General features: G+C 34.8%; 26 protein-coding genes and 2 tRNA genes. 13 read left to right on the top strand and 15 right to left on the bottom strand.

All coding sequences use genetic code 11. From position 1 onward, the window contains the following. Nucleotides 1–42 precede the first annotated feature (42 nt). Nucleotides 43–858: an HAD family hydrolase gene (locus GZ212_RS12465; protein WP_166960737.1), complete on the top strand. Its 816-nt coding sequence runs from the start codon at nt 43–45 to the stop codon at nt 856–858. Nucleotides 859–863: 5 nt separating this feature from the next. Here the strand turns inward: GZ212_RS12465 and GZ212_RS12460 are convergent, their stop codons facing one another. The 10 genes from GZ212_RS12460 to tgt all read right to left on the bottom strand — a co-directional run bounded on the left by GZ212_RS12460 (nt 864) and on the right by tgt (nt 11,181). Then, nucleotides 864–1,289, bottom strand: coding sequence for a secondary thiamine-phosphate synthase enzyme YjbQ (locus tag GZ212_RS12460; protein ID WP_166960734.1), 426 nt, complete (start codon nt 1,287–1,289; stop codon nt 864–866). Between the two features lies 1 nt (nt 1,290). Beyond that, nucleotides 1,291–2,475 (bottom strand): asparagine synthetase B, encoded by a 1,185-nt coding sequence (locus tag GZ212_RS12455; RefSeq protein ID WP_166960804.1) that lies wholly within the window; start codon nt 2,473–2,475, stop codon nt 1,291–1,293. A 159-nt stretch (nt 2,476–2,634) separates the two neighbouring features. Continuing rightward, nucleotides 2,635–3,366 (bottom strand): sulfotransferase family protein, encoded by a 732-nt coding sequence (locus tag GZ212_RS12450; protein ID WP_240923813.1) that lies wholly within the window; start codon nt 3,364–3,366, stop codon nt 2,635–2,637. Further along, nucleotides 3,359–4,285 carry an aminotransferase class IV gene (locus tag GZ212_RS12445; RefSeq protein WP_166960732.1) on the bottom strand — a complete coding sequence of 309 codons (927 nt, stop codon included), beginning with the start codon at nt 4,283–4,285 and terminating at the stop codon, nt 3,359–3,361. Before GZ212_RS12445 ends, GZ212_RS12450 begins: the two co-directional genes overlap by 8 nt. A 41-nt stretch (nt 4,286–4,326) precedes the next feature. Continuing rightward, nucleotides 4,327–5,349: an AI-2E family transporter gene (locus tag GZ212_RS12440; RefSeq protein ID WP_166960729.1), complete on the bottom strand. Its 1,023-nt coding sequence runs from the start codon at nt 5,347–5,349 to the stop codon at nt 4,327–4,329. Between the two features lie 16 nt (nt 5,350–5,365). Continuing rightward, the gene (gene dnaB / locus GZ212_RS12435) at nt 5,366–6,904 is read right to left on the bottom strand and encodes a replicative DNA helicase (RefSeq protein ID WP_053971847.1); all 1,539 of its coding nucleotides are present in this window, start codon (nt 6,902–6,904) and stop codon (nt 5,366–5,368) included. A 167-nt stretch (nt 6,905–7,071) separates the two neighbouring features. Beyond that, the gene (locus tag GZ212_RS12430; protein ID WP_053971846.1) at nt 7,072–8,025 is read right to left on the bottom strand and encodes an acetyl-CoA carboxylase carboxyltransferase subunit alpha; all 954 of its coding nucleotides are present in this window, start codon (nt 8,023–8,025) and stop codon (nt 7,072–7,074) included. Between the two features lie 54 nt (nt 8,026–8,079). Further along, nucleotides 8,080–8,985, bottom strand: coding sequence for a DMT family transporter (locus GZ212_RS12425; protein WP_166960726.1), 906 nt, complete (start codon nt 8,983–8,985; stop codon nt 8,080–8,082). Continuing rightward, nucleotides 8,972–10,051 carry an LptF/LptG family permease gene (locus tag GZ212_RS12420; RefSeq protein ID WP_082316573.1) on the bottom strand — a complete coding sequence of 360 codons (1,080 nt, stop codon included), beginning with the start codon at nt 10,049–10,051 and terminating at the stop codon, nt 8,972–8,974. Before GZ212_RS12420 ends, GZ212_RS12425 begins: the two co-directional genes overlap by 14 nt. Next, entirely contained in the window at nt 10,051–11,181 is a 1,131-nt protein-coding gene (tgt, locus tag GZ212_RS12415) for a tRNA guanosine(34) transglycosylase Tgt (protein WP_166960723.1), read from the bottom strand. Before tgt ends, GZ212_RS12420 begins: the two co-directional genes overlap by 1 nt. A 188-nt stretch (nt 11,182–11,369) precedes the next feature. Here tgt and GZ212_RS12410 point away from each other — a divergent pair, with 188 nt between their 5' ends. The 3 genes from GZ212_RS12410 to GZ212_RS12400 are packed head-to-tail and all read left to right on the top strand — an operon-like array spanning nt 11,370 to nt 13,811. After that, nucleotides 11,370–12,215: a transketolase gene (locus GZ212_RS12410; RefSeq protein ID WP_053971843.1), complete on the top strand. Its 846-nt coding sequence runs from the start codon at nt 11,370–11,372 to the stop codon at nt 12,213–12,215. Between the two features lie 17 nt (nt 12,216–12,232). Next, nucleotides 12,233–13,186 (top strand): transketolase family protein, encoded by a 954-nt coding sequence (locus GZ212_RS12405; protein WP_053971842.1) that lies wholly within the window; start codon nt 12,233–12,235, stop codon nt 13,184–13,186. Nucleotides 13,187–13,226: 40 nt separating this feature from the next. Next, nucleotides 13,227–13,811 (top strand): porin family protein, encoded by a 585-nt coding sequence (locus GZ212_RS12400; RefSeq protein WP_166960720.1) that lies wholly within the window; start codon nt 13,227–13,229, stop codon nt 13,809–13,811. 56 nt (nt 13,812–13,867) lie between these two features. On the opposite strand, the gene GZ212_RS12395 is transcribed toward GZ212_RS12400, so the two are convergent. Continuing rightward, nucleotides 13,868–14,905 (bottom strand): FKBP-type peptidyl-prolyl cis-trans isomerase, encoded by a 1,038-nt coding sequence (locus tag GZ212_RS12395; protein WP_166960717.1) that lies wholly within the window; start codon nt 14,903–14,905, stop codon nt 13,868–13,870. Between the two features lie 77 nt (nt 14,906–14,982). On the opposite strand from GZ212_RS12395, the gene GZ212_RS12390 reads away from it, so the two are divergent. Together GZ212_RS12390 and GZ212_RS12385 are read left to right on the top strand one after the other, a co-directional pair. Then, complete coding sequence (locus GZ212_RS12390; protein WP_053971839.1) at nt 14,983–15,354, top strand: RNA-binding S4 domain-containing protein; 372 nt, start codon at nt 14,983–14,985, stop codon at nt 15,352–15,354. Nucleotides 15,355–15,399: 45 nt separating this feature from the next. Beyond that, nucleotides 15,400–15,903, top strand: coding sequence for a phosphoribosyltransferase domain-containing protein (locus GZ212_RS12385; protein ID WP_166960714.1), 504 nt, complete (start codon nt 15,400–15,402; stop codon nt 15,901–15,903). Here the strand turns inward: GZ212_RS12385 and GZ212_RS12380 are convergent. Next, nucleotides 15,895–16,413: a shikimate kinase gene (locus GZ212_RS12380; protein WP_166960711.1), complete on the bottom strand. Its 519-nt coding sequence runs from the start codon at nt 16,411–16,413 to the stop codon at nt 15,895–15,897. The genes GZ212_RS12385 and GZ212_RS12380 overlap by 9 nt on opposite strands. 129 nt (nt 16,414–16,542) lie before the next feature. On the opposite strand from GZ212_RS12380, the gene GZ212_RS12375 reads away from it, so the two are divergent. From GZ212_RS12375 to GZ212_RS12345, 7 genes are all read left to right on the top strand, one after another. Beyond that, nucleotides 16,543–16,615: transfer RNA gene (locus GZ212_RS12375), tRNA-Lys, on the top strand. Between the two features lie 51 nt (nt 16,616–16,666). Beyond that, nucleotides 16,667–16,751, top strand: a tRNA-Leu gene (locus GZ212_RS12370). Nucleotides 16,752–16,819: 68 nt separating this feature from the next. Continuing rightward, the gene (locus tag GZ212_RS12365; RefSeq protein ID WP_166960708.1) at nt 16,820–17,716 is read left to right on the top strand and encodes a MerR family transcriptional regulator; all 897 of its coding nucleotides are present in this window, start codon (nt 16,820–16,822) and stop codon (nt 17,714–17,716) included. Nucleotides 17,717–17,760: 44 nt separating this feature from the next. Next, complete coding sequence (locus GZ212_RS12360; RefSeq protein ID WP_166960705.1) at nt 17,761–19,242, top strand: NAD(P)/FAD-dependent oxidoreductase; 1,482 nt, start codon at nt 17,761–17,763, stop codon at nt 19,240–19,242. Continuing rightward, nucleotides 19,226–20,065, top strand: coding sequence for a phytoene/squalene synthase family protein (locus GZ212_RS12355; protein WP_166960702.1), 840 nt, complete (start codon nt 19,226–19,228; stop codon nt 20,063–20,065). Before GZ212_RS12360 ends, GZ212_RS12355 begins: the two co-directional genes overlap by 17 nt. A gap of 1 nt (nt 20,066) precedes the next feature. Continuing rightward, nucleotides 20,067–20,519: a sterol desaturase family protein gene (locus GZ212_RS12350; protein WP_053971834.1), complete on the top strand. Its 453-nt coding sequence runs from the start codon at nt 20,067–20,069 to the stop codon at nt 20,517–20,519. Beyond that, nucleotides 20,520–21,221, top strand: a complete 702-nt coding sequence (locus tag GZ212_RS12345; protein ID WP_166960699.1) for a lycopene cyclase domain-containing protein — start codon at nt 20,520–20,522, stop codon at nt 21,219–21,221. Here the strand turns inward: GZ212_RS12345 and GZ212_RS12340 are convergent. The 3 genes from GZ212_RS12340 to GZ212_RS12330 all read right to left on the bottom strand — a co-directional run bounded on the left by GZ212_RS12340 (nt 21,195) and on the right by GZ212_RS12330 (nt 23,435). Continuing rightward, nucleotides 21,195–21,776: a TlpA disulfide reductase family protein gene (locus GZ212_RS12340; RefSeq protein WP_240923812.1), complete on the bottom strand. Its 582-nt coding sequence runs from the start codon at nt 21,774–21,776 to the stop codon at nt 21,195–21,197. The two genes, GZ212_RS12345 and GZ212_RS12340, sit on opposite strands and share 27 nt — an antisense overlap. A gap of 56 nt (nt 21,777–21,832) precedes the next feature. Continuing rightward, nucleotides 21,833–22,750: a hypothetical protein gene (locus GZ212_RS12335; protein WP_206080438.1), complete on the bottom strand. Its 918-nt coding sequence runs from the start codon at nt 22,748–22,750 to the stop codon at nt 21,833–21,835. A gap of 91 nt (nt 22,751–22,841) precedes the next feature. After that, the gene (locus tag GZ212_RS12330; protein ID WP_370520485.1) at nt 22,842–23,435 is read right to left on the bottom strand and encodes a Crp/Fnr family transcriptional regulator; all 594 of its coding nucleotides are present in this window, start codon (nt 23,433–23,435) and stop codon (nt 22,842–22,844) included. Nucleotides 23,436–23,626 lie beyond the last annotated feature (191 nt).

Raw genomic sequence — 23,626 nt, 5'->3', positions numbered from 1 at the left:
AATCATCTAAACAACTGTAATTTTGCAGCTTAACTGCATTATATGAATCTATCACAAATAAAATTAATTGCCACCGATATGGATGGCACTCTATTAAATTCTAAAGGACAAGTGAGCGAGCGCTTTTTTGAATTGTTTAAAGAATTAAAAAAGCATCAGATTCATTTTGTTGCTGCCAGTGGTAGGCAATACTATAGTATCACAGATAAACTTAATGGGATTACAAATGACATTACCATTATTGCTGAAAACGGGGCTATAACCAAGCAAAAAGAAGAGGAGCTCTTACTCATTGGTTTAAGTCATAAAGAAATTAAGGAACTGGTAGAATATTTGCGTGCTATTGATGAAATAGAGATTGTATTATGCGGAAAAAAAACAGCCTACATTGAATCTGAAAACTTGGATTTCATTGACTTTTTTAAGGAGTTTTACCATAAATACGAACGTGTTTCAGATTTGACTGAAATTAAAGATGATGATTTCTTGAAAATTGCTGTGTATTGCAAACACGGTTCTGAAGAGCAGTTGTACCCTTTGGTCAAACATTTTGAAAAAGATTTACAGGTTAAAGTTTCCGGAGAAGTATGGTTGGATCTTTCCCATCAAAATGCTAATAAAGGTTTTGCTCTATCAAAACTTCAACAAAATTTAGGCATTTCTAAAGAGGAAACTTTGGTTTTTGGCGATTACAATAATGATTTGGAAATGTTCTATCAAGCAGCGGTAAGCGTTGCTATGGAAAATGCCCATCCAAACCTAAAAAAAATAGCTACTCATACCACTAAAAACAATGACGAAAACGGAGTTGAAATAATCTTGGAGCAATTACTACATTCTAAGAAGGTGAGGGAATAATAAACTCAAATCCCGAAAGCTGTTAATACCAATTTACGGCTACCGCCATAATTCCTATGCTCACATAAATAAATTCCTTGCCAAGTACCAAGATTTAATCGTCCGTTGGTGATTGGGATTTGAACAGAAGCTCCCATCAAGGACGCTTTTATATGTGCCGGCATATCATCAGGACCTTCGTAAGTATGGATGTAATAAGGTGTATTTTCTGGAACCATCACATTCATATGGCTTTCAAAATCTGTCCGAACCGTTGGATCAGCATTTTCATTAATGGTCAAACTGGCTGATGTATGCTTAATAAAAACCTGAAACATTCCCGTTTGAATGGATTTTATTTCTGGGAACTTGGTCAAAATTTCATCAGTTACCAAATGAAATCCTCTTCTTTTTTCAGAAAGGGAAATTTCTTTTTGAAAAACCTTAGTCATATTAGGTCTTTTGTTTTTTCTTTTTGGCAGCGGGAAAAAGGACATTGTTTAGTATTAACCGGTATCCAGGGGAGGTAGGATATAAATCCAATTCAGTCCTGGGATCCCCTACTCTATGCGTATAATCTTCTGGATCATGTCCTCCATAAAATGTAAAAAATCCTTTCCCCTTAATCCCATGAATATAACGTGCTTCGCCATTGGTTTTGTTCTCGCCTAAAACCAAGACATTGCTTTTTATTTGATCTCTTGTAAATGAAGTAGTCTGCCCCATAAAGCCTTTTACCAAAGCAGTGTGATTTTGACATAACATAGTTGGAACTGGATCCCATTTAGCAGAAAAATCCATAAGCGTAAAATAATCCGTTTGCATAGGGATTTGCCTCTTTTGAGTCATGTCTATGGATGAAAACTCGTACACCATCGGACTTCTTTCAAGTGTAAAATCGGTAAAGGCAAAGGTTTTATTATAATCTATCTTACTTTGATAATTCGGTTCACTTGGGTCGCCATCAAACATGGTTTCACAAATGTCCACCCCTTCGGCCGCCAAAGCAATATCAAAACTATCAGTGGCGCTGCACATAGCAAACATAAAACCGCCACCAATCACATAATCTCTAATTTTTAATGAAACCGCTAGTTTCTCTTCAGATACTTTATTGTATCCGAGCTTTTTTGCTAAAGCCTCAGCCTCATTTTTCTCTTCTATATACCAAGCCGCTGTTCGGTAGTTCCTGTAAAATTTTCCGTATTGCCCGGTAAAATCTTCATGATGTAAATGCAACCAATCATACAACAACAATTCGTCATTAAGAACTTCTTCATCATAAACTGTTTCATATGGAATTTCAGCATACGTCAAAACCATGGTCACAGCATCATCCCATGGTAGTTTTCCTTTAGGTGTATATACTGCAATTTTGGGAGCTTTTTCCAAAACTACCGCTTCCATATTTTGACTTGGACTGCTAATTTCCTCTAAAATGGATTCGGTTTTTGAATTTGATAGAATTTCAAACGAAACACCTCTAATCTGACATTCCTTTTGAATTTCCTCGGTGTCAGGCAATAAAAATGACCCGCCTCTGTAATTTAAAAGCCATTTGACTTTCAATTGTTTTTCTAAAGTCCAATAAGTAATCCCATATGCTTTTAAATGGTTTTTCTGCGACTCGGCATCCATAGGCACCAATATATATGATGCGAATGTGTTCAAAGACATCAAAAAACATAGTAAGAGCAATAACTTCTTCATTTTCTTATTCTCCTTTTCGGAATTTATAGCATTTTTACTCATGAAAGATACTTAAAAAAATCCCCTTTAATCAGGTTTATCATAATTTTAACCAATACTGTATTCCTTTAAAATTTCATAATGAGATTGGCATTCTTTCAATAACTCTCGAAGATTTTCAGGGAATGGTTCTACTTTTGGCTCATACTTTCCAAATCCATTTGACTGATGTACATTTTTGTACCAATATTTTGCCCAAACGCCATCTTCAGGCCTGGGCTTCGGTTCCCATGAAAGCATTTTTTCATCAAAAGGAATCCCTGATTTTTCGCATAAAAGTATTAAGGTTCTCTTCGGATTTAAAAGCACCTGTTTAGAATCAAGTACCGTAAAATTAATGTTGTTCTCTTCAAAGTACCTAAGAAGTTTTGTATGCATTGCATAACCTATATCATCAATGGTAGGATTATCAATCACCTTGGCAAAGGAGGGAATCATTTCCTTTGGATTCCTTGTAAGTATGACATTTTGCATTTGGTTCATAAAACTTCGATCCAAATCCAATAAATGATGGGTCATGTTTTTAAAGAACAAAACGGGTTTGCTATCTTCTGTCACCATCATTTTGACCACCTGATCCCCATCATTATTCTGGGATTTTAAGATATCATCAGCTCCGGGATGGTATTCTTTGGCCATTGTATTTCTTAAATAATAGGCATACAAGGGTTCGTCAAAAACTTTTGTATCCTCTCTTTGAGCAAAAGAATACATCAAAGCGGTGGAAATATTTCTGGGTCCAGACCACAAAGCGATACGAGTAATTTCTGAGTTATCCATTTTGAAGTTTCTCAATTTCGTTTTGAATTAAATCTTCATAAAGCTGACTTAACTCTTGGGTTTTATTGCCATAGGTTCCTTCACCAATGATTCGACCATCGATTTTAACTACCGGAGTCAAACCACCAAAAGTTCCAGTTACAAAAGCTTCATCGGCCGAATACACATCAAAAAGTGAAAAATCCTTTTGAAAACATGGTATATTATTTCTTCCACAAACTTCAATGACTTTTCCCCGAGTAATTCCATTCATGCAGTATTGACCTGTTGATGTCCAGACTTCATTATTCTTAATTATAAAAAAATTGGTAGCATTACAAGTAGAAACAAATCCATTAATATCGAGCATAAGTGCTTCATCTGCACCAGCTTCAATTGCTTGTATTAGGGCTTGCACCTCATGTAATTTACTGTGGCAATTCAATCGAGGGTCAAGATAATCAGGGGAACCACGTCTAATAGTACTTGTGAATAAAGAGATTCCTTTATGTTTACTAGTCGAATCAGCAATTTTATATTCGGGAATAATGACCACATTGGGTCCAGAAATAGTCAGCCTAGGGTCTTGGGAAGGTGTTTTTTTGATTCCACGTGTCACCATGATTCTTACATGAACATGGTCTGTCATGTCATTTTCTTCAAGAGTAGCCCAAATCATTTGCGTCAACTCTTCTTTGGAAAATGGCAACGTCATTCCAACACTTGCTGCAGCGCTCCACATTCTATCAAGGTGATCTTCTAAAAAAACCAAAACACCATGATGCAATCTCAAGGCTTCCCAAATTCCATCGCCTACCAAATATCCACTATCAAAGACCGATATTTTGGCATCCTCTCGTTTAAAAAACTCACCGTTTATAGAAATTTTGATGTCCCGGTTTCTCGGGTCATCCAATGCATTATGCGTACCATGAACCATATTTAATCCTTTAAAAATATCAGCTCAAGATACATCTATTTTTAAACATGATTGGCAGAAAGAAGCTTGGAAATAATGCGAGTTTGCGGAAATTGTTCCAATATAATTTTTATAAAAACAGTAATTGGAATAGCCATAATTAATCCGGGCACACCCCATATAAAGCCCCATAACATTAACATAATCAAAACAGTTACCACATTAAGAGAAAAAGATTTTCCCATAAAAATGGGTTCTAAAATAGAGCCAAATAAAACTTGAACGCCAGTTATTGATAAAATAAAGAACAACAAACCACTGGTGGGTTCAAGTTCAATAAAAGCAAACAGGGAAAGAAGGACAACGGTCACTATAGACCCTACCATTTGCACAAAATTAATGATAAAGGCAAATAGTCCCCAAAATATAGGAAAGCTGACATCAAAAAATAAACAAGCCAAACCAGTACCTATTCCAGTTGCCAAACTAACCAAAAATTTAACTTCTATAAATACTATTAAATCCTTTTCAATTTTTCTAAAAGCCTTTACCGAGGTATGCTTCGTCTTTAAAATGGTACTCTGTAAAACGGTATGAAAATTTATGGATTCTGCAAGAAACAACACCACAAAGAAAACCGTCATCAAAACCATTGTAATTGATTTTCGGAGAAAATCTAATGTAGGTATGATATTGTCTTTAACTGCTGATTGGGTTATACTTTGCTTATCCTTTGGAATCTGAATGTTAAAGCTAGTTTCAATATTGTCAACAAGTGCTAGTACTTTAGTCTCGGCCTTTTCAAAAAAACTGGATTCTGAATTTAAAATTTCTGTTCCTGAGATGTGAATCAGTTCAAATCCAATTTTCAATCCCCCAATAATTAAAAGAATCACCACTGATATACCTACAAATTTAGGCAGTCCTTTTCTTGAAAACCATCGCATTATAGGCAAAAAAAGCAATGCTATAAACATTGCAAAAAAGATGGGAATAAGAATAAACGATAAAAGTTTGAGCAAATAGAATACCAATGGAATGACAACTATAAGCAACAAAATGTTGGTGGTTCTTAATTTATCCATTATTTATTTCGGGCTATTAGAAAGGTACTTCGTTATCATCTTCATCTGGAAACTCTGGGCTACCAAATGCATCTGAAGGTGAACCAAAGTGATCTGATTTTATTTCATCACTAACAGAATTTATTTTACTCTGGAATTCAAAAGGTGAGTCAAAATCATCCAAATTATCAAACTTACCAAGATGACCAATAAACTTCAATCGAATATTTTCCAACCCTCCATTTCTATGTTTGGCAACAATAAATTCCGCCTGACCTTCGGTTGGTGAACGTTCTTCATCATCCCATTCTTCAATCTTGTAATACTCCGGACGGTAAATAAATGATACAATATCGGCATCCTGCTCAATCGCTCCAGATTCACGCAGGTCGGATAGCAAAGGCCTTTTACTTCCCCCTCTCGTTTCTACGGCACGCGATAACTGAGAAAGTGCAATTACTGGTACATTTAATTCTTTGGCAAGTGCTTTTAAGTTTCGTGAAATCATGGAAATTTCCTGTTCACGATTTCCTCCCTTTTGGGATCCACCGGCAGTCATTAACTGTAAATAATCAATCATGATCATTCTAATACCATACTGAGAAGCAAGCCTTCTAGCTTTTGCTCTTAGATCAAAAATGGAAAGAGATGGGGTGTCATCAATATACAAAGGTGCCTTTTCAAGGCCTTTCACTTTCACATTTAGCTGCTCCCACTCGTGCTTTTCAAGCTTTCCAGTTCTCAATTTTTCTGAAGACAAACCTGTTTCACTGGAAATCAAACGTGTGATTAACTGTACTGATGCCATCTCCAAAGAGAAAAATGCCACAGGAATATTTTGGTCTACTGCAATGTTTCTTGCCATAGATAGCGTCAAGGCTGTTTTACCCATACCCGGACGAGCCGCCACAATAATCAAATCACTTTCCTGCCAACCTGAAGTCAGTTTATCCAATTTTGTAAAACCTGTTGGAATCCCACTCAAACCTTCCTTATTTGAGATTTCTTCAATCTTCTTCTTAGCCTGAATTACCAAATCCAATGCAGACTCACTTGATTTCTTGATATTCCCTTGAGTCACCTCATAGAGTTTGGATTCTGCTCTATCTAAAAGATCAAAAACATCCTGAGTTTCATCGTAGGCATCCTCAATAATTTCGCTCGAAATTTTAATCAAACTTCTTTGAATAAATTTTTGAAGGATAATACGGGCATGGAACTCAATATGCGCCGATGATGACACTTTTTGAGTCAAGGAAATAAGGTAAAAATCACCTCCAACTAAATCTAACTTGCCATTCTTTTTTAATTGACTTGAAACGGTTAATAAGTCGATTGGCTCACTACCCTCAAACAATTGAAAAATAGCTTCAAAAATGTGCTTATGGCTTTCCTTGTAGAATGCGTCAGGACTTAAAATATCGATAACTTCATCAACACCCTTCTTATCAATCATCATAGCCCCTAATACAACTTCCTCTAAATCAATAGATTGAGGAGGTATTTTACCTCGCTCTAAATTTATTATTGTGCCTTTATCGATTTGAATGCCTTGGAGCTGATTGGGTTGTTTCATAAATACGAATGTATATAAATTGAATTAAAAGTTAGGTTTAATTCGGGTTGTGATTTTAACAGGCCTTCAACAAACTAACTGTTAATAACTTAATTATATTGTTAATAAGCATAAAAAAAATCTGAAATAGAACATTCCAGATTTTTGTCATCTATGTTTCAATGGTATTATCCTTTAAATACACCCATATTGGAGTATTTATCAATACGTTGATCAACCAATTCTTTTGGTGATAACTTTTTAAGTTCTTGATAATTTCTATCGATAGCATCCTTGACGCTTAAAAAAGTTTTTTCTCTATCGCTATGTGCACCTCCAAGTGGTTCTTTAATAATCTCATCTACCAATTTTTGTTTCTTCATATCGGTAGCTGTCAATTTTAAAGCCTCAGCAGCTTGTTCTTTAAACTCCCAACTTCTCCAAAGAATGGAAGAACAAGACTCTGGAGAAATCACAGAATACCAAGTGTTTTCCAACATTAATACTCTATCTCCAACACCTATTCCTAAAGCACCTCCAGAAGCACCTTCACCAATAATAATAGTTATAATTGGTACTTGTAGTCGGGTCATTTCAAAAATATTTCTTGCAATAGCTTCTCCTTGTCCCCGCTCTTCAGCTTCCAAACCTGGATAAGCACCTGGAGTATCGATTAAAGTAACAACAGGAACACCAAATTTTTCAGCCGATTTCATCAATCGTAAGGCTTTACGATATCCCTCTGGATTAGACATTCCAAAGTTTCTGTACTGTCGGGTTTTGGTATTAAATCCCTTTTGCTGACCAATAAACATATAAGATTGATCTCCAATCTTACCCAAACCACCAATCATCGCTTTGTCATCTTTCACATTACGATCACCATGAAGTTCTAAAAAAGTATCTCCACAAATGGCTTTTATATAGTCTAGGGTATAAGGTCTATTAGGGTGTCTTGACAATTGAACACGTTGCCAAGCCGTTAAATTCTTATAAATATCTTTCTTGGTAGCTATTAACTTTTTCTCAATTTGCTTGCAAGTTTCAGTAACATCTACATCACTTTCCTCGCCAATCAACTCACACTTAGTTAATTGCTCTTCTAATTCTTTAATAGGAAGTTCAAACTCTAAATATTCCATTGGAGTTATCTTTTAAATTATAGTTAGCTTACAAATATAAAAACTTTAAACGTCTTATCGAGGTATGGATATTTTCTTTTTACGCTTTTTTAAATTTTTTAGAATTCCATTAACCATGACCACTGCAAAGACTAATGTAGCACCTACAAAAAAATTAGGGCTCAATTTATCTGCTTCTGAAAATATAATTAGAGCTAAAATGATTCCATAAATAGGCTCTAAATTATAGGTTAGAACCACTGTAAAGGGACTGATATAGCGCATTACATAAACGGCACCAATAAAAGCATAAGCCGTACAAACAGATCCAAGGATGAGCAAATACAATATATCCATTGGAATCAAACTATTAACCGTTGCAAAGGATTCCCTATTAAACAGGAACATAAATATGGTAATAAAAATAACACCACTAATAAACTCATAAAAGGAAATGGTGGTTGCCGTATAGCGTTCTAAAAATTTCCCATTAAGCACCGCAAATAAGGAAGATAAAAAAGCAGAAACAATACCGTAAATAATTCCTTCCAAATAATGGAATTCACTTTTCATAATGATAGCAACACCCGCAATTATCATAATCCCAAAAATGGTTTCATACCAAATTATTTTTCTTTTATATATAATGGGTTCAATAAAGGATGCAAAAAAAGCACCGGTAGAAAACATGACCAAAGCTATTGAAACGGTAGAAACCTTTATGGAATGAAAAAAAGTAATCCAGTGAAGTGCAATTATAACACCTGCAATAAAAAACTTTAAAAGATATTGTGGACTAACCTTAATATTTATCCTTCTTATCAAAATGTAAAAGTACATCAGGACTAACGCTATAATCATTCGGTACCAGACTAAAGGAATGGCCTGTAACGAGATCAACTGACCTAAAATAGCAGTAAATCCAGCAATAAAAACCAATACATGTAAATGAAGGTAATTCTTGAGCTTATCGTTTGGCATTGTATAATAGGTAAAGAGCTAAAATACCAAATAATACATTAGGAAACCATACTGCGACCAAAGGGGGAAAGTCTGATTGGGAAGCCATCACGCCAAAGATTTTATCAAAAAACACAAAGACCATGGCAATACAAATACCAAATGCCAAGTTGACTCCCATTCCTCCCCTTCTCTTTTTTGAGGACACAGCCACGGCAATTACTGTTAAAATAAAAACGGAGACCGGTAAACTCCATTTTCTATATTTCACCAATTTATAACGACTTATATAAGAAGACCCCCTAGCCTCTTCCTTGGCGATAAATCGATTTAGTTCTCCATAAGGTAGGGTTTCTGCTATGTATTCAACAGGGGTTAAATCTTCTAAATCAAAAGAAAACAAGGTATCTTTCCTTCTTTCAGTTTCTAAAATATCATTGAACTGTCCTATTTTTCTCTTAGTATAGGTGATTAATTGATAAGTTGAATCTTCTGGCTTGTATTTAATACTGTTGGCGCTTATTTTATAAATCATTTTATCATTCTCAAAGTGCTCGAAAGTAAAATTTCTTCCAATATTCTGTCGTGGGTCAAAATCACTTACATAGATGTAATCATTCTCATTAATTTGCCTATAAACATCCCTTGTTTGCTGCAAATCATTTGCACTTTTTAAATACTTATAAGTAAAGTCATTAAACCCCTTACTGGCCTCTGGAGCCAAGTACATACCTAAAATTAGGGCGAGAATAGCTACCACTGTTGCTCCTATTAAATACGGTCTTAGAAATCTTGAGAAAGACACCCCAGAACTCAAAAACGCAATGACTTCGGTATTGTTTGCCAATTTTGAAGTAAACCAAATGACTGATAGGAATAAAAATAAGGGAAATAGAAGATGGGCAAAATAAATAGTGAAATTAACAAAGTATATAAGGACTTCATCAATTGGTGCCTCCCTCTCAATCATTTTACCAATCTTTTCAGCTAAATGTACTGTTATACCAATAGGTATAAACAGTAAAAGCATCACAAAAAAAGTGGCCAAATACCTTTTTAATATGTACCAATCTAGGATTTTAAGCATTACAATCTATTATCCATTTGTTTTACCATTTGATCTTTCCAAGTTGCAAAATCTCCGGCTAATATATGCTTTCTTGCTTCTCTGACCAACCACAAGTAAAATCCAAGATTATGAATGGTGGCAATTTGTTTCCCCAACAATTCATTTACCGAAAAAAGATGACGCAAGTATGCTTTGCTATATTCGGTATCTACATAAGTGATTCCCATTTCATCAATTGGAGAAAAATCATCTTCCCATTTTTTGTTTTTGATGTTTATGGTACCATGTGCAGTAAATAGCATACCATTTCTTGCATTTCTAGTTGGCATCACACAATCAAACATGTCGATTCCCAATGCTATGTTTTCAAGTATATTAATAGGGGTTCCTACACCCATTAAATATCTAGGTTTTTCCCCTGGCAAAATCTCACAAACTACTTCTGTCATAGCATACATCTCTTCCGCTGGTTCACCAACAGATAAGCCACCGATAGCATTTCCTTCAGCACCAACGCCAGCAATATATTCGGCAGATTGTTTCCTTAAATCTTTATATGTACTTCCTTGAACAATTGGAAAAAATGCCTGACTGTAGTCATAGGTATAGGGTACTTTTTCTAAATGATTAATACAGCGATCAAGCCACCTATGCGTCATGTGCATCGATCTTTTTGCGTAATTATAATCACAGGGATAAGGTGTACATTCATCAAAAGCCATGATGATGTCTGCCCCAATACTTCTTTGGATTTCCATGACATTTTCAGGAGTAAATGTATGATAACTTCCATCTATATGACTTTTAAACTTAACTCCTTCTTCCTTAATCTTTCTGTTGGCAGATAAAGAATAAACTTGATACCCCCCAGAATCTGTTAAAATATTTCGATCCCAGTTCATAAATTTATGCAAACCACCAGCCTTTTCTAAAATTTGGGTTTGAGGCCTAAGATAAAGATGATAGGTGTTTCCTAAAATGATATCAGGGTTGATATCATTTTTAAGTTCTCTTTGGTGCACTCCTTTTACAGAACCTACTGTACCCACCGGCATAAATATGGGTGTTTCAATTACTCCGTGATCTGTAGTTATCTTTCCTGCTCTTGCCTTAGACTTAGGGTCTTTTCCGTTTAATTCAAATATCATACTGAAATTTCATACGGGCACAAAGATAATCAACTACCTTATATATCATTCTTAATAAAATTTAAATTTAATTAAGTGTATTTTTTACACTTTTTGTATCTTGCAATTAGTTAATAATTAGGGATAACTAATTTTGCCCTAAGACACATTTAAACTAATTTTGCAGACTGAAACTAAGAGATTTTAACATGTCAAACACACAACAATTAAACGATTTGGCTGTACAGGTTCGTAGAGATATTTTACGAATGGTGCACAAAGTAAATTCAGGCCATCCAGGTGGTTCATTAGGATGTACAGAGTTCTTGGTAGCTCTTTACAATGAAATCATGGACCGTAAGGAAGGTTTTGATATGGACGGTATTGGAGAAGATTTATTCTTCTTATCAAACGGACATATTTCCCCAGTATTCTACAGTGTATTGGCCAGAGCCGGTTATTTTCCAGTAGAAGAATTGAGCACTTTTAGACTTATTGATTCCAGATTACAAGGACACCCTACTACGCATGAAGGGTTACCTGGTGTGAGAATTGCTTCTGGATCATTAGGACAAGGAATGAGTGTTGCTTTAGGAGCTGCTCAAGCCAAAAAATTGAACAACGACTCTCATTTAGTTTACAGTCTTCATGGAGATGGTGAACTTCAAGAAGGTCAAAACTGGGAAGCTATCATGTATGCTTCTGCCAAAAATGTTGATAATATCATCTGTACAGTGGATTTGAATGGACAACAAATTGACGGTCCAACAACCAAAGTACTCTTTATGGGAGACCTTAAAGGCAAATTTGAAGCATTTGGATGGGATGTTGTGGAAATTATTGACGGAAACAATATTGAGGCTATTTTAAAAGGGATGGAATTAGCCAAATCAAAAACAGGTCAAGGAAAACCTGTGTGTGTGTTACTAAGAACTGAAATGGGTCATGGTGTGGACTTTATGATGCATACCCATGAATGGCATGGAAAAGCTCCTAATGACGAGCAATTAGAAAACGCCTTAAGTCAAAACCCTGAAACTTTAGGAGATTATTAATCCGCAATAAGAAAAACATGAAAACATACACATATACAGAGAAAAAAGATACAAGAAGTGGTTTTGGTGATGGTTTGGCTGAATTAGGTAGAACCAATCCTGATGTTGTGGCCTTGTGTGCTGATTTAACTCCTTCATTAAAAATGGGAGAATTTATCAAAGAAAACCCAGATAGATTTTTTCAAATCGGAATAGCCGAAGCTAATATGATGGGTATTGCTGCCGGATTAACCATTGGAGGAAAAATTCCTTTTACAGGAACGTTTGCCAACTTCTCCACAGGTAGGGTTTATGATCAAATACGTCAATCTATTGCATATTCTGGTAAAAACGTGAAGATTTGTGCTTCTCACGCTGGTTTGACTTTGGGAGAAGATGGGGCAACCCACCAAATTTTAGAAGATATCGGATTGATGAAAATGCTTCCAGGCATGACTGTTATTAACCCTTGTGATTATAATCAAACCAAAGCAGCTACCATTGCTATTGCAGAGCACGAAGGTCCTGTTTATTTAAGATTCGGAAGACCTTCAGTACCTATTTTCACTCCTGCCGACCAAAAATTTGAAATTGGTAAAGCTATTCAATTAACAGAGGGAACAGATGTAACGATTGTAGCTACCGGTCACTTAGTTTGGGAAGCGCTTGAAGCCTCTAAAATTTTGAATGAAAAAGGAATTTCTGCTGAAGTCATCAATATCCATACTATTAAACCTTTAGACGAAGAAGCCATCTTAAATTCTGTTTCAAAAACCAAATGTATTGTAACTGCTGAAGAACATAACTATCTTGGTGGTTTAGGAGAAAGTGTTGCTAGAGTTTTAGCTTCCAAATTGCCTACTCCACAAGAATTTGTTGCTACCAAGGATACCTTTGGTGAATCTGGTACACCAGCACAATTAATGGTAAAATATGGCTTGGATAGTAAATCTGTGGCAGAAGCTGCAGAAGCTGTTATAAAAAGAAAATAAACCGTCTTATCTTTCGTTTTAGTTTAAAACAAAACGGAATATGGCAAAACATTTTCTTGTCTGTGGCCTGATATTAATGCTGGTCACGACTACAATACAAGCTCAAAATAGATCTGGCTTTGGTTTTAAGGCCGGAGTCAATTACAGCGCCAATGGGGACTATATAGAAACCATTGGCGCTGTTGCTGAAAAACCTGATCGAAACATTGGATATCACTTTGGGATTTTTGGTAAACTTGGGAATAGACATTTCCTAAAGCCAGAATTAATATTTACCCAAACGAAAAGTGACTACAACAGTGGTAGCTTTCAAATGCAAAAATTAGACGCCCCTTTATTGGCCGGATTAAGGTTTGGCCCCATTAGTATTTTTGCTGGACCCGCTTTTCAATATATTTTGGATACCGAATTTGAAGGCATCAATATTGATGATATTGAAAGTGATTTTACAGTAGGTCTAAATGTTGGTTTAGGTTTTAATTTAAATCGATTAGGAATTGATGTAAGATATGAAAGAGGGTTCGGTCACAATGAAGCCGTATTTCTAAACAACAATGGTGTTTCAATGGGAAGAATAGACACTAGACCCGATCAATTAATATTAAGTTTATCTCTTGTTTTATAAATAAAAAAAGCGGCTTCAAAATGGCCGCTTTTTTTTATTCCTTATAACTAAAACTGTTAATTAATGCTACTGTCCAAATAATCTGGAGTGCCATCACCGTCTGTATCAGTTAAAATAATGGTACTAATGGTTATGGTATTGTCCAATTGCTCTCTACTTACCTCATATTCATTCTCTGCAAATTCAGGATCAGGATCTCCTACAGAAATCGTGTATTCTCCATAATCAATTTCATCTCTTGTAAGCGTTCCATCACCATCGTCATCATTATCCATAAAATCAGCAACCAAATCCCCATCCGTATCATCCGTATAAGGATCCCCATCTCCACTCAAATCTTCCATATAAGAAGGGATATTATCCAGGTCAAAATCTGTATGGTTTAAGTTATATAATCTAACATTAAATATTAGAGAGGAATAAGCTGGCACTGTTGTTAAAGGCGAAGAAAAGTATCCTAATCCGGAAGGAATAAAAATAGCTCCTATACCGTGGCCGTGGTATGTATAGGTATTATCTGGCTCACCATTTGGTCCTGTATTTGCTGTCATATTGGAAGCCGTTTTAAACTCCGTTAATCCTTGTCTAAATCCATCAATTACTCCCGTTATAGCTGTACTAACCGTAGTTAAATTTAATAAAGTAGGATTTACAGTCCCATCAAATTGTTCTAAATTGGCCATATTTAAACCTTGGTAGTTTAAATAGGCTTCATCTGTTCCGTGAAGAACTTTACCATTCCCTTCTCTCACCTTTAGATAATATAATTTATACTCAATATCATCTGCATAGGAATAGGCTATTTTAAAATCTACTTGATCAATTAATGGAATTTTATCAGCATTATCACCTTCTATGGTATCAAAAACAATTTGAAAATTATCATTTGCCTCACTGTAGGGATTGTCAAAATCAAACTCATCATAATTATAAAAATGTGTGGCAAGAAACTCTTCTATTTTAATTAAATCTTCATCATAAACCTCTTGCCTATCACGATCTGGAATAGTCGTATAGGATTCATCATCTTTTTTACAGGCAGCAAGAACCAATAATAAACAGATAGAGGTAAGACTGATTTTTCTTAACTTCATATTCATAAATTTTTAAGCGCAAGATACAATTTATTAATAATTTTGTCTTAAAATATTAACGTAGATTTATAAGTTTTATGCGGATTGACAAGTATCTATGGTGTGTGAGATATTACAAAACAAGAAGTTTGGCCACGACTGCCTGTAAAAAAGGCCATGTAAAGATTAACGGGGATGTTGCCAAACCCAGTAGAGATGTATTTCCTACCGATAAAATTCTACTTAGAAAAGAGCAGATTAATTACAGTTTAACCATAAATGATATTCCTCCAAACCGAGTAGGAGCTAAATTGGTTGACATTTACCGTACAGACACGACTCCAAAATCTGAATTTGAAGCTCAAGAACTCCTCAAATATTCGCAGGATTATTACAGAAAAAAAGGTACTGGGAGACCGACTAAAAAAGACCGAAGAGATATCGATGATTTTTATGATGAAAGTGAATAAAACTTGAACAACCAATGCTTATATTTGATAAAACTTTTTGAAAGGATGACCACAGAGAAAAATATCATACTTAACCATCAAGAAATCACAAATAAAATAAGACGCATTGCTTATCAAATCTATGAGAGCAATGTGAATGAAACGGAAGTTATCCTTGCCGGTATAGACCAAAATGGGTATCAATTAGCAAATGAGCTTAAAACCATTCTTGAAAATATTTCAGATATTAAGCCAGTTCTCTGTAGAGTAATTATAGATAAAAAGAATCCCTTAAATCCCATAGAGACATCCATCAAGTCAGAAGACTACAAAAACAAATCAATTGTCTTGATAGATGATGTTCTTAATTCAGGAACTACCTTAATTTATGGGGTGAAACATTTTCTTGATGTACCTTTAAAACAGTTCAAGACCGCTGTATTGGTCAATAGAAATCATAAAAAATATCCTGTTAAGGCAGATTTCAAAGGAATTTCCCTTTCTACTTCCTTACATGAACACATCCATGTTAATTTGACTAAGGGAAAAGCAGAAGCTTATTTAGAATAACTTGACAACGATATCTTCTATCACCTTATCTACATTTTGATTTGCATTTATTTTGTGGTCTGCCCTATTATAAAAAGGCAAACGCTCAAATAAATGCTTTCCTATAAATTCAGCCATCTCCTCTTCGCTATGAATATGAGAAATTAAAGGTCGTTGGGATTTTTCTTTCATCAACCTTGGAAGTAATTCCGATAGCGGAACATTGAGAAAAAAGGAATTTAAATGGTTTTTATCAAATAATAATTCTGCATTATTTGAGAAACAGGGAGTACCTCCCCCTAAGGAAAGAACAAACTTTTCTGACCCCTCTAAAAGCTCTTTTAAATAGAAATGTTCCCTTTTTCTAAAATATATTTCACCTTTTTCAAAAAAAATTTCACCTATACTTTTCGCTTCTTTTTGCTCGATGTAATGATCAAGATCTATAAAAGCCACAGACAAATCTTTTGCTAACTGTCTGCCAATTAATGATTTTCCAGAGGCCATATAGCCCATTAAAATAATCTTCATGAAGTTCCTTCTCTGTATTTCAAATTCCTTCACAAAGAAACAAAAGAAAAAAAGAAAAAAATATCTTGAAAAGGGTTTGTAAAATCAATTAAAGCTTTTATATTTGCACCCGCAAACAAGGAAACGTTTGACCTGGTAGCTCAGCTGGTAGAGCATAACACTTTTAATGTTAGGGTCCTGGGTTCGAGCCCCAGCCAGGTCACAAAAAAAAGTTAAGCATATGCTTAACTTTTTTTATTTTTGAATACTTCATGCGCACGTGGCGGAATTGGTAGACGCGTTAGGTTGAGGGCCTAATGATCGCTTAGATCGTGGAAGTTCGAGTCTTCTCGTGCGCACTTTTTCCCAAGCTACTTCATTTTATCCATCTTTTTGTTTATTTTTGTTTAATATTTTATTTGAAAAAATGAACAATATTAAAAGTGAGTTCAGTATTAAGGACCTAGAGCACCTTTCTGGGATCAAAGCGCACACCATAAGAATTTGGGAAAAACGCTATAACCTTTTTGAACCAAACCGCACTGAGACTAATATTAGAACATATAGTATTGACAGCCTTCAGAAACTATTAAATGTGACGGCTTTATATAATAATGGCTATAAGATTTCTAAAATATCTCAACTAAGCAATCAAGAAATCCTAGATAAAGCTAAATTGCTCACTATATCTTCAAATGAAGACCATATTCTGAACATTTTTAAAATAGCAACCATCAATTTTGATAAAGCTCTTTTTATAAATACATATAAAAAATTAGAAACAGAAAAGTCCTTTTCAGAAATATTTCATGAGGTTTTTATGCCTCTTTTAGAAGAAATTGGGTTTTTATGGCAAACAAAAACCATTACACCCGCCCAAGAGCATTTTATCTCAGAATTGATTAAACAGAAAATTTTGGTCAATACTGAGAAATATCAATCTGCTGATGTTTCAAAAAATGAAAAAGTATACGCACTATTCCTACCAGATTATGAAATTCATGAACTAGGTCTTCAGTATGTAAACTACCAATTAACAAAGGAAGGATTTCAAACCATTTATTTAGGAGGCAGTGTGCCACTTAACAGTTTAAAAGATTTGGTCAAAAACTATGATTATATCGAATTCATAACATATTTCACGGTTAATCCTACCTGTGAGAATATAGATAACTATTTGGCCGAATTTCATACAGAGTTGCTAAACAATTCAAATCATCATTTACACATATTGGGTAGGCAAACCGATTGTATCGATCTAAAAACGCTTCCCAAGACCATTAAAACCTATGAATCCATCCAAAATTTAGTTAAAGCTATGTAGTATTAGTATTATTGTTTAGCTTTTTACTATATTTGTTAAACAGAATGAATACTATAACTATCATAGGGTCCGGATTTTCTTCTTTAGCTGCTGCGTGCTACTTGGCAAAGCGGGGTGATAAAGTGACCATCCTTGAAAAAAATTCCTCTATTGGAGGAAGGGCCAGACAATATAAACATCAAGGGTTTACTTTTGATATGGGCCCCACTTGGTACTGGATGCCTGATGTTTTTGAAAGATTTTTTAAGGATTTTGGTAAATCTCCATCAGATTACTACCAATTGGAAAAATTGAATCCCGCCTATTCGGTCTATTTTGGTAATAATGACCTAATAACCATTGGAGATAACCTGGATGATATCTGCATCGCATTTGAAGAAATAGAATCAGGAAGTTCGATTAAACTAAAACAGTTTATCCATCAAGCCAAGGACAATTACAATATAGCAATCAAAGATTTAGTTTACAGGCCTGGGGAATCTCCTTCCGAATTAATTACTTGGGATACATTCAAAAAACTCAATCAATTTTTTAGCACCATTTCTATGGATGTGCGTAAGACATTCAAAAATAAAAAATTGATTCAGGTACTAGAGTTTCCGGTATTATTTCTTGGAGCCAAACCCAGTAAAACACCTTCCTTTTACAGTTTCATGAATTATGCTGATTTTGGCCTTGGGACCTTTCACCCTAAAGGAGGCATGTTTGAAGTTGTTAATGCCATCAAAAGGTTAGCTGAAGAATTAGGTGTACAGATCATCACCAATTCTCCAGTGGCTGAAATTACGGTTCAAAATGGAAAGACCACGGGAGTTAAAAGTGGGCAAACCTTCTATAAAAGTGATATCGTGGTCAGTGGCGCAGATTATCACCATACAGAAAACCTTCTGAGTAAATCCCACAGACAATATTCGGAATCATACTGGGACCAAAAAACGTTTGCTCCCTCCTCCCTTTTATTCTATGTCGGGTTTGATAAAAAATTAAAAAACGTTAATCACCATACGCTTTTCTTTGACACTGATTTTGATATTCACGCCAAAGCCATTTATGATGAACCTCAATGGCCTGAAAAGCCTCTATTTTATGCTAGTTTCCCATCACAAACCGATAGTTTATTAGCTCCAGAAGGTCAAGAAGCTGGCATATTTTTAATACCACTAGCTCCAGGTTTAGAAGACACTCCGGAACTCAGAAATGAATATTTCGAGAAAATAGTAGAGCGATTTGAAAGCTTGACCGATCAAAATATCAAAAAGCATATTTTATTCAAAAAATCTTACTGTGTAAAAGATTTTATAGAAGACTACAATTCATATAAAGGAAATGCTTACGGGCTGGCCAATACCCTTCTCCAAACAGCTTTCTTAAGACCTAAATTGAAAAGTAAAAAAATAAGTAATCTCTATTTTACTGGACAACTTACAGTTCCTGGACCAGGGGTTCCACCCTCTTTAATCTCTGGGAAACTGGTAGCAAACCTTATCAATAAATACCATCCTATTAATTATGAAAGCACTATTTGATCAAGTTTCACATCAATGCAGTAAAATTACAACACTTACTTACAGCACGTCTTTTTCAATGGCTACTAAGCTATTGTCCAAATCTATTAGACAAGACATTTACAACATCTATGGATTTGTAAGATTCGCTGATGAAATTGTAGATTCATTTCATGATTACAACAAACATTTTCTATTTCATTGGTTTGAAAAAGATTTGGATTTAGCCCTTCAAAATAGGATTAGCTTAAATCCTATCTTAAATGCATTTCAAGAGACCTATCATAAATATGGTTTGGACCGACATTTGGTTGATGCGTTTATGCATAGCATGAAACTAGATTTGCACAAATCGAATTATGAAACTCCTGAAGAGTTTAAAAATTACATTTACGGTTCTGCAGATGTAGTAGGTCTCATGTGCCTAAAAGTGTTTGTTAAAGGGGATCAAGAAAAGTATGATTCTTTAAAAGATAGTGCCATGAGTCTAGGATCTGCATTTCAAAAAGTCAACTTCCTGAGGGATCTAAAAGCCGATTTTGAAGATCTTGAAAGATCCTATTTTCCAAATGCCGATTTCAACAACCTTTCTGAAACTGATAAAAAGGAAATCATTGAGGACATTGAAGAAGACTTTAGAAAAGCGCTTATTGGTATTAAACAACTACCTATGGAGGCTCGATTTGGTGTTTTTATGGCCTATAGATATTACAGCCAATTACTTAAAAAACTAAAGAAAACACCTGCACTTCAAATTAAATCTGCTAGAATTCGTGTTCCAAACCACAAAAAAATCGAGTTACTTACTCGTAGTTATGTTAAATATCAACTAAATTTAATGTAACATGGAAATAGTATATTGGATTTTAGTCTTTGTAGGAAGTTTTTGCTTCATGGAATTTATGGCATGGTTTACACATAAGTACATTATGCATGGGTTCTTGTGGCATCTTCATAAAGACCACCACAGAAAAGATCACGACAGTTGGTTTGAAAGAAATGATGCCTTTTTTATTTTTTACGCCTTAGTCAGTATAGTATGCTTCTGCCTATGGAAATATGAAGACATTTGGTTTTGCTTGCCCATAGCATTAGGAATTTTTTGTTATGGATGTACCTATTTTTTAGTGCATGATATTTTTATTCATCAGCGATTTAAGATTTTCAGAAATGCCAACAACAGGTATGCTAAAGGCATCAGGCGAGCCCATAAAATGCACCACAAACATTTAGGTAAAAATGACGGTGAATGCTTTGGCATGCTCTTCGTCCCTTTAAAATACTTCAAAGTCAAATAGATGAATTACCTATATCTTCTTCTGGATTTAGGATCCCTCTCTATCCCTTTTTTGTTTAGTTTTCATCCAAAGCTAGCATTTACAAAACAATGGAAACCCCTATTTTTTGGTATTTTTTGCTCCATGGTACTTTATATTCCTTGGGATATCCTATTTACCCAAAATGAAATCTGGGGTTTCAATTCTTCCTACTTCTTAAATATACCATTACTCTCCATTCCTATAGAAGAATGGTTATTTTTTATTTGTATTCCCTATGCCTGTGTTTTCATGCATCACTCTTTGATGATCTTATTTCCAAAACTAAAATTGGAAATTAAACAAGTAAAAGTGATAACAGGATTTCTTTTGACCATTTTAATTATTCTTTGTTTCATGTATTATGACAAATGGTACACCCTTGTCAATAATGTTTATGCCATTCTTCTTCTTTTGGTTACAATTAAATGGTTTCCTAAGATCCTTAACACCTATTTTTGGACGTTTATGGTGATGTTGATCCCATTCTTTATCATCAATGGTATTTTGACTGGTAGTTTAATAGAAGACGAGGTGGTTTGGTACAACAATCTCGAAAATCTAGGTATCAGACTATGGACGATCCCTATCGAAGATAGCATCTATGCTTTCAGCCTTATTTTGAGCAATCTGTTTTTTATGGAAATTTACAAGCGTTTATTTGGAAAGCAGGTCATTGATTAATTGGATTGTTTTTTCGCTACTCCAATTAGCAACTCCGTTTTTATCTACAACAATTTTACCCGATTTATCAATTATAAAAGTTTGAGGAATGGTTGTATGCTCTAATTCCTTTGGATAAGTTTCCAATGGCCTAAAAACTGGGAAAGTAAACCCCTCTTTTTCCTTGAATGCTGTAGTTTTCGTAAACGGATCAGAAGTCACAAATAAAAAGCTGATTTCTTTTTCGGTATCAAAAGTATCAAACAACTCTTGCAAATCTGGCATTTCGGCTATACAAGGCGGACACCAAGTAGCCCAAAAGTTCATGATTATCACTTTTCCCTTTAAAGCTTCCAAATTAACCGTTACTCCGTTTTCATCGATTAACTTCCAATTAAAATCATTGATTATAACTTGGTCCTTTTCATTAATCTGGCTTGGAGAAAAAATACCCAACGCCTTATTTAAACCTATTTGAATTGTTTTTCGGGACTGAGGGATTATCAGTAACACTAAAAATACCCAGAATAAAATATTTCCTGATTTCTTTTTGTTCATGGCAATCAAAAAAAGCATATTTCCATTCTATGAAAATATGCTTTTCAACTAACAAAAACCCATTTTTTGGAGTTTTATTCCATGAAAACAACAGGACAATTCACGGTAGCCACACCGGTAGCCAAAATAGTAGCCATTCCTGCTGAAGCTAGATCACCTACATTTTCAAAATCGGCGTTATCATAAACATTGACACTCCATAGTGGTGAATAAAAATCGTCTTGCGGTACAGAGGCAATCACATTGTGAGTTTGGCTTGTCCCCATTTCTGTCAAGAATCCTGAGGCAGGACCGCTTTCTGAATTATTAGGATCTGGATTAATATTAAAGCTGACAAAAATAGGCGACAAAGGAACCATATTAGACGTTCCTCCATCCAATAATTTTTCAAAAAATGAAAAGTAAAAAACAACTTGGTCTTTATACCATCCCATATGAAGGGAGTCATCCTCGCTATTAACCCGCATAGTAGCAGTCGATCCCTCTGGAACCACGGGACAATTAACAATGATTGAAGTCATTTCAATATTAAAATCTGAAGCCAATAGGTCTGCCTCATTGGTAATGGTATTGGCCACATAAGAATCTGAAACGGTCACCCTATTTACTTGCCAAAAGTCATTATATCCTGGATCACCTGGTACTACATCAATTATATTAATCTGACCTTCTACTGGATTTCCTTCGGAATCAAAAAACAAATAAATGGGTGCTGAAACAGTACTTTGTACATCAAAATTATAATACCTTACCAAGTTTCCATTTGGTGCCAATCCTTGGGTTAAAAAAGGTTCGCCCATGTCAAAATTAATGGGCTCATTAGCCTCTGGAAGACCATTACTGGCAGTCCTAACCATTAAAGTTCCTGCATCCATACTAAACCTATCAATACTTACTCTAGGAGCTGTAGCAGGATCTAAAGGTGTTTCAACTGAAGGCACCACGCTCATGTTGTCATCATCGTTGTTACACGCTAAAAATGAAACAAACAATAGTGCTAAAAAAATATTCTCTTTCTCATGATAACTAGATTTTTTTAATAATTAATCAAAGCTATTCAATGAAAAAGAAAAAAAATGTTAGCTATCTAACACTCGTGATTTTTTTATACATTCTTATTTCCTTCCTATTAAAATCGATAAGATGTTCCTCTTTTAATTCATTCATTAGAATATTGAGAGTTGGCCTTGAAATTCCAATTAATGAAGCCATATCTTTTTGGGTGTAAGGATGCTTAATAATTCGATTTCCAGTTCCCTTACAATCATAACCAAATTCATCACACAACTCTTCCAAAAACTCCAGTAATCTGGTTCTAGCATCTTTAAACAATAACAATTGCAGTCTGCGTTCTACCTTTTTAAACCGAAGGCCAATTAATTTATACACCCTAAAACTAAAGGTTTTATTATCCCTCATCAATCCATACATGGTATCTACACCCACTGGGCAAAGCGTTGTGTCATTTTCAATGGACTGGGCAAATTCATTCCTTTTATCTTCACCCAAAATGGCTTTCTCTCCAAATAACTCCCCCGTGCTTAAAATAGCTTTGGTTATTTCTTGGCCATCCTCAGTATAGTAACCAATTTTCACTTTTCCTTTTTCGATGAGATATACTTTGTTGGAATGATCTTCCTCGAAATAAATAAAATCCCTTTTGTTATAATGATTCATTTGATGGTCCTTTTTGAAGTTTTTGTATTTATGAGGGCATAACAATTTGAAAAGATTGACATCTTCGAAGCACCAAATCGAATTCATGAGTTAAAATGTTAGTTTAAAATTCTGTCGAATTCTATAATAAAAGCTTACTCATAAAATAAAAAACTCCTGAGGCTATCAGGAGTTTTTATCTTTTTTTAAAA

Origin of the sequence: Mangrovimonas sp. CR14 (assembly GCF_011764015.1) — a bacterium.
GTDB classification, from domain to species: Bacteria; Bacteroidota; Bacteroidia; order Flavobacteriales; family Flavobacteriaceae; genus Mangrovimonas; species Mangrovimonas futianensis.
This window is presented reverse-complemented; position numbering and strand designations above follow the sequence as displayed.